The 14,113-nt window shown below is 69.3% G+C and carries 12 protein-coding genes; 4 read left to right on the top strand and 8 right to left on the bottom strand.

What is annotated here, in order from left to right:
• Nucleotides 1-4: 4 nt before the first annotated feature.
• The 4 genes from BM085_RS37905 to BM085_RS37890 form a co-directional block, all read right to left on the bottom strand.
• Entirely contained in the window at nucleotides 5-3,076 is a 3,072-nt protein-coding gene (locus tag BM085_RS37905; RefSeq protein WP_177245475.1) for a S8 family serine peptidase, read from the bottom strand.
• A 370-nt stretch (nucleotides 3,077-3,446) separates the two neighbouring features.
• Nucleotides 3,447-4,295, bottom strand: coding sequence for a CU044_5270 family protein (locus BM085_RS37900; RefSeq protein ID WP_093891599.1), 849 nt, complete (start codon nucleotides 4,293-4,295; stop codon nucleotides 3,447-3,449).
• Entirely contained in the window at nucleotides 4,288-4,860 is a 573-nt protein-coding gene (locus BM085_RS37895; RefSeq protein ID WP_093891598.1) for an RNA polymerase sigma factor, read from the bottom strand. Before BM085_RS37895 ends, BM085_RS37900 begins: the two co-directional genes overlap by 8 nt.
• 454 nt (nucleotides 4,861-5,314) lie before the next feature.
• Nucleotides 5,315-5,593, bottom strand: coding sequence for a MerR family transcriptional regulator (locus tag BM085_RS37890; protein ID WP_093891597.1), 279 nt, complete (start codon nucleotides 5,591-5,593; stop codon nucleotides 5,315-5,317).
• Between the two features lie 93 nt (nucleotides 5,594-5,686).
• Here BM085_RS37890 and BM085_RS37885 point away from each other — a divergent pair, with 93 nt between their 5' ends.
• Complete coding sequence (locus BM085_RS37885) at nucleotides 5,687-6,736, top strand: aldo/keto reductase (RefSeq protein ID WP_093891616.1); 1,050 nt, start codon at nucleotides 5,687-5,689, stop codon at nucleotides 6,734-6,736.
• A gap of 140 nt (nucleotides 6,737-6,876) precedes the next feature.
• On the top strand, nucleotides 6,877-7,743 hold the full coding sequence (locus tag BM085_RS37880; RefSeq protein ID WP_093891596.1) for a GNAT family N-acetyltransferase: 867 nt from the start codon (nucleotides 6,877-6,879) through the stop codon (nucleotides 7,741-7,743).
• A gap of 299 nt (nucleotides 7,744-8,042) precedes the next feature.
• Here the strand turns inward: BM085_RS37880 and BM085_RS37870 are convergent, their stop codons facing one another.
• Nucleotides 8,043-9,023, bottom strand: a complete 981-nt coding sequence (locus BM085_RS37870; protein WP_093891595.1) for a zinc-binding dehydrogenase — start codon at nucleotides 9,021-9,023, stop codon at nucleotides 8,043-8,045.
• Nucleotides 9,024-9,248: 225 nt separating this feature from the next.
• Nucleotides 9,249-10,289 (bottom strand): hypothetical protein, encoded by a 1,041-nt coding sequence (locus BM085_RS37860; protein ID WP_245789928.1) that lies wholly within the window; start codon nucleotides 10,287-10,289, stop codon nucleotides 9,249-9,251.
• A gap of 282 nt (nucleotides 10,290-10,571) precedes the next feature.
• Here BM085_RS37860 and BM085_RS37855 point away from each other — a divergent pair, with 282 nt between their 5' ends.
• A complete protein-coding gene (locus BM085_RS37855) occupies nucleotides 10,572-12,155 on the top strand; it encodes a carboxylesterase/lipase family protein (RefSeq protein WP_093891594.1) in 1,584 nt (527 codons plus the stop codon).
• A 95-nt stretch (nucleotides 12,156-12,250) separates the two neighbouring features.
• Here the strand turns inward: BM085_RS37855 and BM085_RS37850 are convergent, their stop codons facing one another.
• Nucleotides 12,251-12,637: a VOC family protein gene (locus BM085_RS37850; RefSeq protein ID WP_093891593.1), complete on the bottom strand. Its 387-nt coding sequence runs from the start codon at nucleotides 12,635-12,637 to the stop codon at nucleotides 12,251-12,253.
• A 5-nt stretch (nucleotides 12,638-12,642) separates the two neighbouring features.
• Nucleotides 12,643-13,005 (bottom strand): DUF1801 domain-containing protein, encoded by a 363-nt coding sequence (locus tag BM085_RS37845; RefSeq protein ID WP_093891592.1) that lies wholly within the window; start codon nucleotides 13,003-13,005, stop codon nucleotides 12,643-12,645.
• Between the two features lie 178 nt (nucleotides 13,006-13,183).
• Here BM085_RS37845 and BM085_RS37840 point away from each other — a divergent pair, with 178 nt between their 5' ends.
• Complete coding sequence (locus BM085_RS37840) at nucleotides 13,184-14,089, top strand: LysR family transcriptional regulator (RefSeq protein ID WP_093891591.1); 906 nt, start codon at nucleotides 13,184-13,186, stop codon at nucleotides 14,087-14,089.
• Nucleotides 14,090-14,113 lie beyond the last annotated feature (24 nt).

The raw sequence follows: 14,113 nt of genomic DNA, 5'->3' as shown, positions 1-14,113 counted from the left end.
CCGGTCAGCCGACGGCGTAGGCGCGAATGATCGTCTGGGTCAGGCCGGTGCCCGCCGTGTCGGTCGCCACCGCGCGGAGGGAGACGAATCCGGGCGTGCGCGGGTTCGGCAGCGCGGCGGTCCAGCCCGAGCCGGTGCGGACGATCGGGATACGGCGCCACTTCGCCCCGTCGTCGATGGACATCTCCACCTGGACCGACTCGGTCACCGCCCCGGTGGAACCGGGGTTGCGCTCGATCCACAGAGGCAGGCGGGTCACGCTGCCCGGCTTGGCGCGATTCGACTCATCCAGGCCGGCGGGGCTGTAACGGACCGCCGTCAGCGGCAGTGGCCGCTCCTTCGCCGTGGTCGCGGACCGGAACCTCCATACGGACTCCACGCCGGTGGAGAGTGTCGAGTGCGGAACCTGCCTGCGCATCGACGCGGTCAGCGTGTAGGCGCCGGGCTCGGCGGGAAGGTCGGCGTGGAGCTCGCACCCTTCCCTCTGGTAGACCTCGCAGTCGGCGATGTCGGCCTTGGCCAGCACCTGCCCGTCTCTGGCGAGGGTGGCGGTGCCGGTGGCGGCGGTGTCCGAGCCCGTTCTGCCCGGGCCTCCGCCGGCGAACAGCCCCACCCCGGAGAAGGTCAGCTTGTCGCCGGTACGGCTGCCGCCCGGCAGCAGGAACGACGGACCGGTGACCGCGGTGTTCCAGACTTCACCGGTCTGCCCGCGCTTCATGAGCTTGCCGCCGTCGAAGGTCAGGGAGGTGCCGACCTGAAGTCCGCTTTCGTAGGTCAGCCCGGGGGTCCGGTAGTGGATGAGCGTGCCGGGCAGAGAAATGTCGCCGACCGGCGAGCTCAGGGACGACCCCGGGAAGCCCGCGACCTGTAGTCCGGCCAGCGGCGTCCCCACGGCCGCCGCTCCCGAGGCCCGGTAGGTCGCGGAGACCTTCGCCAGGTCCTTCCGCCTGGCCTCGTAGACGGGATTTTCAGGAATGCCGTCGGTGCGACGGTCGACGAGGTCGTAGACGTAGGGACTGGGAGACACGTCCTTGCTCAGCCACGCGGTTCTCAACGTGTAGGTCAGGCCCGGCCGGTGAACCGGCACGACGAAGAGCTCGGTGTTGACGTTCATGTTCGTCGACGACCACGAATTCCATGCGCCGTGGGCCAGCCCGAGGTCGAAACCACGCCGAGGCGTGGCGGTCGGATCGTCGAGTGTGACCTTGGTCGCCTTGCCCTGGCGTGTGTCCACCGTCAGCCGGCGGCTGCCTGCATCGACCTTCAGCGGGGAGTCGGCGACGGTGACGTTGAACTTCCCGTCGATCCTCTCTCCGGTCCAGGTGTAGAGGTCCCAGTCGCCCTTGGGGAGCCGTACCGTGGCCATGCCGTTCCGGAACGCCGGCTCGATGATGGTCCCCGTCTTCGCGTCATAGATCTCAGCCGACCAGGGGTCGACCGGTTGGCCCTGCTTGCCGATGGCGGCGATGGTGACGTCGTAGGACTCGGGCTCGACGTACGCACCCGCCAGGGTGCGGATCACGCTGTCGCCCGAGGTGGCGGTGATCGTCCCGGCATAGTCGCCGGGGGGCTTGCCGCTCGCGTCGATGCTGAGCGTGACCGACGCCTGTCCTCCGGCGGGCACGTCGAGCCGCCGGGTGCCGAGTTCGAGCACTTCTCCCTCGACGGTCAGGTCGAGGCTGACCGGGGCGTCGCCGGAGTTGGTGTAGGTGACGGTCCCGGTCTTCTTGCGTCCGTCCGGACCGTCCCAAGGGAAGGCGGCCCAGGTGCCCGCCGTCTGGGCCACGACCTGCTGCTTCAGGGCACGGACCAGATCCACCCGCCCGGTGCCCTGCTGGAACGGCGTGGCGCCGGACGAAGGGACCGCGCTGCCGACCAGAGCGGCCTTGAGCTGCTGCCCGGTCCAGTCGGGGTGCCGCTGGGCGAGGACGGCCGCGGCCCCGGCCACGTGCGGTGCGGCCATGGAGGTGCCGCTCATCGCGACGTGAGCGCCGTCGGCGGTGCCCTCGGCCGCCGCCGCGACGATGTCGACCCCCGGTGCGGTGAGGTCCGGTTTGACGGCGTAGTCGCCTACGCGGGGGCCGGTGCTGGAGAACCAGGCCACCCGATCCTGCCTGTCGACGGCGCCGACCGCGAGGGCGGCGTCGGCGCTGGCGGGGCTGCTCACCGGCCGCTTCCCGCCGTCGTTCCCCGCGGCGACGACGAACAGCGTGCCCGTCTCCGCCGACAGCGTGTTCACCGCCTGTTCCAGAGGGTCGATCTCCGGCCGGTCGGCGTCGCCCAGGCTCAGGTTGACGACCTTGGCCTTGACCTCGACGGCGGCCCACTCCATGCCCGCCAGGATGGCGGACTCGGAGGCGCCGAACCTGTCGCCCACCTTTCCGATGGCCAGCCGTGCGCCGGGAGCCACTCCCCGGTACTTCTCGCCGTTACCCGCGACGGTCGAGGCGACATGGGTGCCGTGACCGAGATTGTCGCGAATGTCGGGCTCCTCGCTGAAGTTGCGCTCCTGGGTGACGACGCCCTTCAGGTCCGGATGGCCGGGGTCGTAGCCGGAGTCGAGGACGGCGACCGTGACGCCCTCGCCGGTCATCCCCTGCTTCCACGCCTCGGTGGCGCCGATCTGTTTGGTGCTCCGGTCGAGGCTGAAGGACCGGCGGCCGTCCAGCCAGATCTTCGTCGTTCCCGCGGCCAGAGTACGGCCGCCCGTCATCTCCTTCCATGCCTGACCCGCGTCGCTCTTGGGCAGGCGGAGCGTGGCCATGCCAAGGCCGGCGAGCTGCCGGGTACCCTGCGCGCCCCTGAGCGCAGGGGCCGGGCCCGCGTCCGACCGCGTGATCAGCGGGATGTCGCGGATCTCGGCGTCTCCGTACCGCCACTGCAGCAGTTGGGTGACGTCGAACAGCCGCCGGTCGAGCACCCCCTGGGCGACCAGGGGGTGGGCGTCGGACGGAATCACGTACAGGTGCTTGTCACGTACCTGGCTCGTGAAGCCGACCTCCTGCCGGCCGGGTCCGGGCTCCACCCGGTGCCCGTGGCCGGTGACAACGACCCGGTCACCGGTGATCAGGGTCACCCCGTTCGCCGGTCGGGAGGGAGGCCGCGGTGTCTGCGCCGGCGCTGGTGCCGGTGTGACGCCCACGATCGTTCCTGCCACGGCAGCGGCAAGGAGCAACTTACCTAAACTCATGATCTGCCTTTGTGCGAGGGGAAATGGTCTCTTCCTGCGTTCGGCCATGGGCACGCGCCCGCCAAACCGTTCAGCCGTGGGCACGCGCCCGCCGGACCGTTCAGCCGTGGGCACGCGCCCGCGAGACGTGAAACCTCCCGGGCCGCCCCGGTTGAACGCCGCTCATGGACGTGGGGGCAGCCCTCAGGACACGGCCGAGCCGCCCCGCCGTATCCGTGCGGGTGGCGGGAGCCTTCAGCCGTCGTCATCCAGCCCCCTACCGGGGAGGCTGGTCCGTCCAGTTGGTGGTCACCGAGATGAATTCATCAGTCCCCGCCACGTTTCCGTCGCCGGAGAGGAGGTAGTTGGTGCGGGTCACCCGAGCGGTCTCGGGATCGACGACCAGTTTGATCTCCTGCCCGCCTTCGGGGTTGGGGATCAGCAGTTCCTGCCCGCCTTCGACCGCGCCTCCGCTCTCGACTCCCGGCGTCGTGGCCAGCGCCCGGAACGCCGCGGAACGGACCTCCGAAGGCGTCGGCAGCTCCGAGATCAGCGAGAGCAGGGGAAAGAGCGGATCGCCTCGCTGCTCGGACCGGCTCATGTCGTCGGCACGCCCCTTCCGCTCGGTGATCCACGCTTTCAACGCCTCTGGATCCGTCGGCAGCCCTTCGAGGTCCTCGAAGCTCACCTTGGCCCCTTTGAGGCTGAGCGGGAGCGTGGTCGGTACGGCGACGCCGGGAGGGTCGCCCGGCTCGCCCTTGGTCCAGCGCCGGCCGTCACGCCTGGTCCAGCTCTCCATCGCCGGGATCTCCGGGTCCGACCACTCGGATCTGACGTACCAATAGGTCCCGGAACCTTGCGGCGTACGTTCCGCACCGGCGGCGGCCATGAGCAGGACCTCCCTGCCCGAGACCGGTGCGCCGGCGGGCGTGGTCACACCCGTGGCGATCACGGCGACGACCGCCGCGGCGGCGGTGGCCAGACCGACTCCCGGCATGAGCCACCCGATCCGCCGTCGCGCGCGGCCCCGCGTCCTGTCCTGGAGCCGGTTCCTGCTGCGAGTGATCGCCTCGGTGGACGGCTCGGGCTTGGTCAGCAGGGTGGCGAGCGTGTCGAGGTCATCCATGGACTGTCTCCTTGTCGATGAGGGCGAGGATCTTCGCGCGCGCTCGGCTGAGCCTGGAGCCCACCGTGCCGATGGCGATGCCGAGTGCCTGGGCCACCTCGTCGTAGCCGAGCTGGCCCAGGGCCACGAGAAGCAGGACGTCGCGCTCGCCACCGGACAGGGCGGCAAGCGCCTTGGCCAGGTGCGGCTGCATGCGCTCAGCGGCGACGGAGGCGACGACCCGGCTCTCGTGGCCTTCCAGGACGGGTTCCGGCCCCAGCCGGGCCAGCGCCCTGTAGTGGCGTGTCTCCTTGCGCCGGTGCCTGGCGATCAGGTTGGTGGCGATGCCGAACAGCCAGGGCCGCAGACTCCCGCGTTCCGGGTCGAACCGGTCGCGCCGGTCGAAGGCCAGCAGGAACGTCTCGGCGGTGATGTCCTCGGCGATCTGCGTGTCCAGGCGGCCGGCCACGTACAGGTAAACGTCGCGGTAGTAGCGGTCGTGCACGATGACGAACAGGTCAGGGTCCCGCCGGCACTGGGCGGCGAGTTCGGCATCGGTCACCTGTTCGCCTACTTCGGCGATCAAGTTCTTGTCTCCGACATAAGCCCGCCTTACGGGTGATGGTTACGATCACCCGTTCTTCGCCGCAAGCCAGGATCGTCTTCCCTCACGTGCGTTATCCCGACGCGAGGCCGTGGAGGTACGCGCTGCACGGGCCTGGGCAAGGCGATCGCACCGCCTGCCCCGGCTGCGTGGCTGGGCGACGTTTGAAAGCCGGCTTGTCGAGCGAGACGCGACCCGGCCGGAAAGGAACAGCTCCGGTTCCGCCGTCGAGGTCTCCCCGAGGAGACGACCGTAGCGGGCGACCTCCGCATCGAGAGAAATTCGAAAGCACGGCCCGGGAACGCGGGCCATCGACCAGCCCGAACAGGAGCCGTCGTCGAACCGGCACAAAGATCAACCCAGTGGGATTCGAGCAAGATTCCCAGCATGACTGGACAGAAGGGGCGAAGGGGTGACAGGCGCGAGGCGGAAGCTTTCAGGCATGCGAGCACCATAGGGGACGGTTACCCAGGGCCTCGCGCAGACAGCGCCCCCGGCGCGAGCGACGCCTCTCCATACCGGAGGCGCGGAGGATGATGCAGAGCCGCAGCCACTCCACGTCGCTCTCGCTGTAGCAGCGACGCCCGCCGGGTCCACGGCTTACAGGATTGGCCAGGATGCCTTCACGCTCATAGAAGCGCAGCGTGTGCACGCTCAAACCGGTGCGCTCGGCGACCTGTCCGATGCTCAGCAGATCCTGTTCGACTTCAGGCATGCCCTCCAGAGTAGGAGTTGCCTTGGAGCCGACTCTAGAACCTAGAGTGCGCTGCATGATTCACCTGTCCATGACCATCAAGGGAGCATGACCATGCATTACCGCATCCTCGGCGGTACCGGCATCGAAGTAAGTGCCCACTGCCTCGGAACCATGATGTTCGGCGCCGCGGGCAACTCCGACCATGACGAGTGTGTCCGCATCATCCACGCCGCCCTCGATCAGGGGATCAACTTCGTCGACACCGCGGACATGTATTCAGCGGGCGAGTCGGAGGAGATCGTGGGAAAGGCGCTGCGCGGCCGCCGTGACGACATCGTGCTCGCCACCAAGGTGCATTTCCGGATGGGCGAGGGCCCGAACCGCAGTGGCAACTCCCGGCGCTGGATCGTCAAGGAGGTCGAGGAGAGCCTCAAGCGCCTGCAGACCGACTGGATCGACCTTTATCAGGTTCATCGCCCCGACCACACAACCGATATCGAGGAGACGCTCTCCACGCTGACCGACCTCGTGCACCAGGGTAAGATCCGCGCCTTCGGCTGCTCCACATTCCCGGCCGAGGAGATCGTCGAGGCACATCACGTGGCCGAGCGCCGCGGCCTGATGCGCTTCAGGACCGAGCAGCCGCCGTATTCGCTGCTGGCCCGGGGCATCGAGACCTCCGTGTTGCCGGTCTGCCGGCGGCTGGGAATGGGTGTGCTGACCTGGAGCCCGCTGGCCTCGGGTTTTCTGACCGGCAGGTACCGCAAAGGGCAGCCCATCGACCTCACAACCGGTCGCGCGGCGCTGACGCCGGCACGCTTCGATCCCGCGCTTCCCGTGAACGTCACCAAGCTGAACATCGTTGAACAGCTCATGGAGGTCGCAGACGGCATCGGCTGCTCTCTGCCCGATCTGGCCGTGGCCTTCACCGTGGCGCATCCCGGCGTCACCTCGGTGATCATAGGGCCGCGGACGATGAACCAGCTGGAGGCGCTGCTGAAGGGCGCCTCACTCACCCTCGATGACGCGACCCTTGACCGGATCGACGAAATCGTGCCCCCCGGGACCAACGCCTACCAACCGGACGGCGCCTGGCGCCCGCCGGCGCTGACCGACACCGCCCGACGCCGCCGCCCGCTCGCGGACCGTTCTGCGGCCTAGCTGTACTGACCACTGCCAAAGCCCTACCGAGCCGTGTCTCTTCGATCATCGGCTGTCTTCCCGAGTCCCCAGACCCGCACCACGCCGGCCGGTCGGAAACCAGGTGCGGGCTGTCGGCGCGATGGTGTGTGATCGAGGGTATGGCGATTGTGTTGGGCAAGCCGGGAGTCGACGGGCTGAGCGAGGCTGTGGGCGTGCTGCGGGAGTGGCAGCACGACGGGGCACCGATGCAACTGCATCCGGGGGACCTGGGCTGGTTCTGGCGGTTCGGTGCGGAAGCGACCGCCGCAGCGGTCAGGACGTGGAGCCGGGACGGACGGATTCTCGCCGTCGGGCTGCTGGACGGTCCCGGGCTGTTGCGGCTGACGATCGCGCCAGACGCTCAGCGTGAGGAGGAGCTGGCGCAGCGGTTGGTTGGAGACGTGACCGAGCCGGAGCGCGGCGTGCTGCCCGAGGGGAAGGCGAACATCGAGGCGCCGATGGATGCACTGGTCCAAGATCTGCTGTTCGAGGACGGCTGGAACGCCGACGAGCCGTGGACGCCGCTGCGCCGCGACCTCACGGAGCCGGTGAATGACCCGGGCGTGCGGATCGAGGTGATCGGGCCGGAGCAGGCGCACGTGCGAACCGCCGTACATCGGGCATCGTTCGACGGGTCACCGTTCACGGACGAGCGCTGGCACGCGATGGCGGCCGGATTTCCGTACGCCGACGCCCGGTGTCTGATCGCGTACGACGACCGGGACAACGCGGTGGCGGCGGTGACGGTGTGGTCGGCCGGTCCGGGTAGGCCCGGGTTGCTCGAACCGATGGGCGTGCACCGGGAACATCGCCGTCACGGCTACGGCGAGGCGATCACCGTCGCCGCGGCGGCCGCACTCCGGGAGCTGGGCTCGTCGAGCGCGATCGTCTGCACCCCGAGCTCCAATGTCGGCGCCGTCGCCACCTACAAGTCAGCCGGCTTCCAGCAACGCCCCGAGGTCCGGGACCGATACCGGGACGCCTAGTGCCTTGTCTCCTCGATCACGAGCGGAGCCAGACGAGGAGTGCGGCAGCGGTGACGGTGCCGAGGAAGACGTATCCGCGCTTGTCGTGGCGGGTGGCGACGGCTCCGGACTGCTTGAGCTTGTTGATCGCCCGCTCGACGGTGTTCCTGGCTCCGTGTCGGCTCTTGTCGAAGCCGGGTGGCCGGCCGCTCCCACCGGCCGGGTGTGACGACCGGTGAGAGCGGTCGGCACTTGCCGTCCGCGCTCAGATCGACCTTCGTGGTCAGCCGCCGCGGGAGCTGGACTACGCCGGCCGTACCTCACCGGTGGGTGTCGGGGACGAGGACGACCTTGCCTGTCGTCGCCCGCGACTCCAGGGCGGCGTGCGCCGCGGCCGCCTGCGACAGAGGGAAGGTCTGGAAGGCGGGCAGCAGAAGCCCGTCGGCGGCCGCCGCGAGTGCGCGAGCCTCGTCGGTGGCCGCGTCCTGCCCTTCCAGCAGCAGCATCAGTGCGTCGGTGAAGCGCACGCCGCGCTCCTTCAGCTCCGCCTCATCGGGACGGAACGCCTCCCGCGAGGCCGCGCCGATGGTGATGTAGCGTCCTCCCTCGGCCAGCAGCCCGAAGGCGGCGCGCCCCCTGTCGCCCTCGACACCGTCCAGAACGACCGTGACGCCACGCCCGCCCAAGGCGTCGCGGACGGTGGCCGCCCAGTCCGGCAGGTTGTAGTCGACGGCGATGTCGGCTCCGAGCTCTCGTACGGCCGCCGCCTTCGCCGGTCCACCCGCCGCGCCGACGACCGTGGCGCCGAGGCGGCGAGCGAACTGGACGACCAGACGGCCGATACCACCGGCCGCGGAGGTGATCAGGACCACGTCGTCGGAGGTGAGATCGGCGATGTCGAGCAGGCCGACGGTGGTGGTGCCGGTGACGACCATGGTGACGGCGGCCTCGTACCCCAATCCGGCCGGAATCCGGTGCAGGGACGAGACGCCGGCGACGGCGAGCTCGGCGTAGCCCCCCGGCCTGCCCTGCGCGGTCACCACCTCGGCACCGATCCAGGCCTCGTCCACGCCCGGCCCGACCGACTCGACGACGCCGGCCACCTCTCCCCCGAAGATCGCCGGGAGTTCGGGAAGCGGCGGACCGATCTCCAGCCCTTCCCGCATCGCTGTCTCGATCTGGTGGACTCCCGCGGCCCGCACCGAGACCCGCACCTCGCCCGGCCCCGGTACGGGATCGGGCACGGTCTCGTAGCGGAGGTTCTCAGCGGGCCCGAACACGTGCAGCATGACGGCGCGCATGACCGTTCCTTCCGTAGATCTGCTGAAGAACATCCACTCTGCGACCTCTACTTAACTTGAGGTCAAGAGGCGCTCATCGCCGACATGAGTCCCCGGCAACAGGTGGCCGCCCGGTGCCGGCGTCCGATGGAACTCGGCGAACACCGCCGGCAACTGCTCCGCCGGGATGTGATGGGTCGAATACCAGGCGACGATGCCGCCCAGTCCGCCGTCCTTGCTGCGTGATCAGACGGGCAGGGTCGCGGCCAGCGGTACGCCGATCTGGATGTCGAAGTACGCCACAAGATCGTCCGCGTCGACAGCGCCCCGGTCCGCGTCGATGATCACGACCGTCCCGGCCACGATGCCGGCGAAGCCGGTGCCGGACCGCCGGGCCTGTTCGATGCGCTCGGTGACCGGGCCGCGAACCGCCTCGGTCAGAAAGGTGAGTCCGTGCGGGAACTCCTCACTGAGCAGATGCCGTTGCCGCCCCGACTCGATCAGGCTGCCGATGCCGAACCGGGCCGAGACGATCTGATCATCACGGAGCGTGACCCGGAAATAGCCGTTCGACTGGGAACGGTTGCAGTTCTCCTGGGGCGGATAGGCGCAGTCGTAACCGCCGGCTCGAAGATCGTCCACAGCGGCGCTCATCGTGGTGGCGTAGTGCTCGGCGCCGAACGGCCAGCGCCGCACAGAGGCGTCCCGAGCTGTGACGACCAGCCCGTTGATCGCGGAATAGCTGTAGTCCGCGTGCTCGTCCCGCCACGCGGTCCGGGGGATCTCGTCGCTCCGCCGCACCGGCCCGTTCCGGAGGTCACGATCGAAATCGTTGATCTCCTGCCGCACGCGATCACCGGCATCGGACCAGATCGCGGCAAGCGCCGGCGCCGCGGCGTCGGCGATCTGATCTCCTCTCCGCTGGTCCACCGGCTGCTCGGCGAGCGGGAACCACGCCCAGGCGAGCCGGTCGTCGTGGTCGAGCAGGAACTGCGCGACCTGCGGATAGACCGTGTTCGCCTGGTCACGGTGACCGATCCGGCACCACAGGGCACGGCCGTCCGCATTGGTGCGAACCTGCGCACAGAACCAGCCGGCCTCCGTCAACGGCCGAGTGACGGCCCCGGCCGTACCGCCGGTCGGGACGGGTTCGGCCCGTGAGTTCTCACCCGCAGCGTCGTGGTCGTACACGCTGCCGGGCGGCAGCGACGGCGGCTCGGTCGATGGGGTGCAGCCGGCCAACGCGAACGGGCCAAGGATCATGACCGCCAAGGCGGTCACGATCATGCGAATGGCCGGCCGACGTCGGCGCGGGGTCGCGGGGAACGGATGGGACACGGAGTTCATCGAAGCCGCTGGACCACGGGTTCGGCAACTTCGGTCATCGGACGCGGGTTCACGGTGACACCGGGGCGGTCGGCGGGCGAGCACGGCGACGGCGATCCGGGCGCCGTCCAACTGCATGTGCAAACGCACTAGGCGATCGCCTTAGGCAAGCGCATTGCGCGAATGCGCAAAACTGGGTTACGTTCTCCCCGTCCGCAGATCCCCTCGACGTGGAGAACCCGAATGTTCACGAAAGCCGGCAAGCGCCACCTCGCCATCACCACAGCGATCCTCGCCACGGCGGCCGGGTGCGCCTCCGCCGTCCAGGCCGAGGCATCGCCGAAGCACACCGCCTCCGCTCTCGTCCGAACCGACAACGGTCCCGTGCGGGGCACGACGACCGGTACGGTCCGCACCTTTCAGGGAATCCCGTACGCGGCGCCGCCCACGAAAGGCCTGCGCTGGAAGGCCCCGCAACCCGCCAAGCCCTGGAGTGCCCCGCTCGACACCCGCAAGCCGCGCAGTGCCTGCCCCCAGCCGTCCGATCAGCCCATCGCGATCCCCGACAACAACGAGGACTGCCTGTACCTCAACGTGACCACCCCCGCCGGCACGGCCAAGGGCCTGCCTGTCATCGTGTGGATCCACGGAGGCAGCTTCGTGTACGGCGACGGCGCCGGTTACCGGGCCGAAAGACTCGCCGTCCGTGGCGGAGCAGTGGTTGTGACGATCAACTACCGGCTGGGCGTCTTCGGCCTCCTGGCCCACCCCGACCTCGACGCCCCCGCGAACCTGGGTCTGCAGGACCAGCAGGCCGCCCTGAGGTGGGTGCGGCGCAACGCCCCCGCGTTCGGCGGAGACGCCGGCAATGTAACCGTCATGGGCCAATCGGCCGGCGGATACAGCGTGTGCGCCCATATGGCGGCACCGGGTTCGGCGGGCCTGTTCGACAAGGCGATCGTCCAGAGCGCAGGCTGTGTCGGCAGCCCCGATTCGACGCACACCCTCAAGCAGGCGCGGACGGCCGGTATCGCCATGGCCAAGGCGGCCGGCTGCCCCGACGGAAAGACCGCCGACCGCTGCCTGCGGGGGAAATCGACGGCCGAAGTGCTGGCGGCCTCCGAAGCCGGGCACGAGGGGTACAGGCTGACCGTCGACGGCAAGGTCCTGCCGACGTCCCCAGCCGACGCCTTCGCCGGCGGCACGTTCAACAAGGTGCCGGTCCTGTACGGCTCCACCCACGACGAGGAGGCCGGCCGGATCGGTGGCATGGAGATGGCAACCGGTAAGGCGCTCACCGCTGACGACTATGTCAGGCAGGCCACCGGTGCCTTCGGCAAGAACGCCGGAGCGGTGCTGGCCGAATACCCGCTCAACGCCTTCGGCTCGCCGAGCGAGGCGTTGACGGCCGTCATGACCGACGCCAACTGGTCAACGCCCATCTTCACGACCCAGCGCACACTGGCTCGGCACGTCCCGGTCTACGCCTATGACCTGACCGAGGCCACATCCCCGTACTTCAAGGGCATTCCCCGGCCGAGCTTCCCGCTGGGCACCGGACACATGATCGACCTGGCCTACCTGTTCGACAACGCCCTGTTCGAGCCGCTCACCCCGCCGCAGGCCCGGCTCGCCAACGCGATGATCGACTACTGGAGCCGGTTCGCACGCGTCGGCTACCCCAGCCACTCCGGCAGCCCGACGTGGGAGAGGTTCACGGCGGACAAGCCCTACACCCAGGCACTCAGTGCCGGCAGGAACGGCATAGGCCGTACCGACTTCGCCGCCGACCACCACTACACATTCTGGAACTCGCTCGGCCGGTGACCATGTCGGCGACGTCGTGCCCTCGCCCGATCCGACCGGGCGGGGGCGACGAGCGTGATTCACACTGGTCAGGCCGCGCCGCACGTCTCCGGCGGCTATCCTTCGGCGTCCTGCGGGTACCAGCGCAGTTCGACGGTGTTGCCGTCAGGGTCCCGCACGTAGATCGAGGTCGCGTCGCCACGGGCGCCGAACCGGCCCACGGGTCCTTCGACGAGGGTGAAGACGCCCGACTCGATCACCTCATGCCAGTCCAGCGGTTCCACGACCAGGCAGATGTGGTCGACGTTCGACTCGTTCCGAGGGCGGCGGACCAGGTCGATGATGGTTTCCGGAGTGATCCGCACGGAGGGGAACGGCACCTTGCCGGCCCGCCACTCGGCGACGCGTACCGGCTCCAGGCCGAGGGGTCCGCAGTAGAAGTCCAGGGCGCGCTCGACGTCCTCGACATTGAGCACCAGGTGATCGAAGGCTTTCACCCGCATCGTCGTTACCTCGCTTCCAGGTTGCAGGCCTGCCGCAGCCAGTCGGCGAACAGGGCCGGGTCGATTTCGTCGACGGCACGGAGCTTCACCGAGGCCATCTGACGGGCACCCGCGGTGAGGCGCCCGGACGGGTCGACGAGTTCCTGGCCGCGCCACAGCCCGAAAGTGATGTACGACCCGTGCGCCTTGAGCAGGCAGACAGGGTTCTTCCCCGGTCTGTCGCCGAGGCTCCAGGTCGGATGGCCGTGCCACATCGCACCGTCGGTGCCGGGCAGGGCCGCGTCGATGACGGGACGCAGCTTCTCGCCGATCTCCCGCAGCGTGTCGTCGAGATCGGTCAGGTAGTCGGTGACGTTCGTTGTGCTCATGGCGTTCCTGTTCCGGTGGTGCTGAGCGTGCGGTGGCTCCGTGTGCCGGGGTCGGGGCCCGTCTCGGGCGCCTTCCCCCGTGACCGGATGACGCTCTATACGATGCGCCAGGCGCCGACGGCCATCAAGCGACGATGGAGCTAGGATCGTTGACCCAGATTCAACGATGGAGCGTCACATGCTGGAGCGGCACGAGATCGAGACCTTCTTGACGCTCGCCGAGGAGCTGCACTTCGGCCGCACCGCCGAGCGCCTGCGGGTCACGACCGGGCGGATCAGCCATGTGGTCAAGAAGCTGGAACGCCGCATCGGCGCTCCGCTGTTCGACCGCACCAGCCGCGTCGTCCGTCTCACCCCGATCGGACGGCGACTGGCCGATGACCTGGCACCGCTGGCAGCCCAGATGGACGAGGCGGTACGGAGGGCCGTCGACGCCGGCCGCGGGGTCACCGGGCAACTGCGGGTGGCATTCCTCGGCGAGTGGACCGCGCCGATCCTGCTCAAGGCCGTCAGCCTGTTCGCCGAACGCCACCCGGACTGTGAGGTCGACGTTCACGAAGTGCAACTGTCCAACTCGCGGTCGAGCCTGCTTGACGGCTCCATCGACCTCCTCATCGCCTCCTACCCTTTCGACGGCATGGCCTGCGGGCCGACCTTGCTGACGGAGGGGCGCTTGCTGGCCGTGGCCGCCGAGCACCCGCTGGCCCGTGAGGAGTCGGTGTCCCTCGACGTCCTCGCCGAGCACCCCGTGGTGCAGTACCCGCCGGTCACTTCAGCGGCATTCAAGCGCGACCGCACACCCGAGCACACCCCGTCGGGCAGGCCCGTTCCGAAAGGCCCCACAGGCAACACGTTCTCCGAGATGCTCTCCCTCGTCGCGATGGGCAGGGGCGTCCTCCCGGTGGGCGAGCACAGCCGGCGGTACTACCCCCGCCCGGACGTCGCGTACGTGCCGATCCGCGACGCGCCACCGATCGAACGGGGGCTGGTCTGGCTGGAGACCAACACGACCGCGCGGGTGCGCGAGTTCGTGCGGGCCGCGACGGACGCCAACCACCGGACCGCGACGCCACCCGCATCGTGACCGCGACGGACGCCAACCACCGGA

This window comes from Streptosporangium canum, from assembly GCF_900113865.1.
In the GTDB taxonomy this organism is placed as follows: domain Bacteria; phylum Actinomycetota; class Actinomycetes; order Streptosporangiales; family Streptosporangiaceae; genus Streptosporangium; species Streptosporangium canum.
Note: the sequence above shows the minus strand (reverse complement) of the source record. Positions and strands in the feature narration are given on the sequence as shown.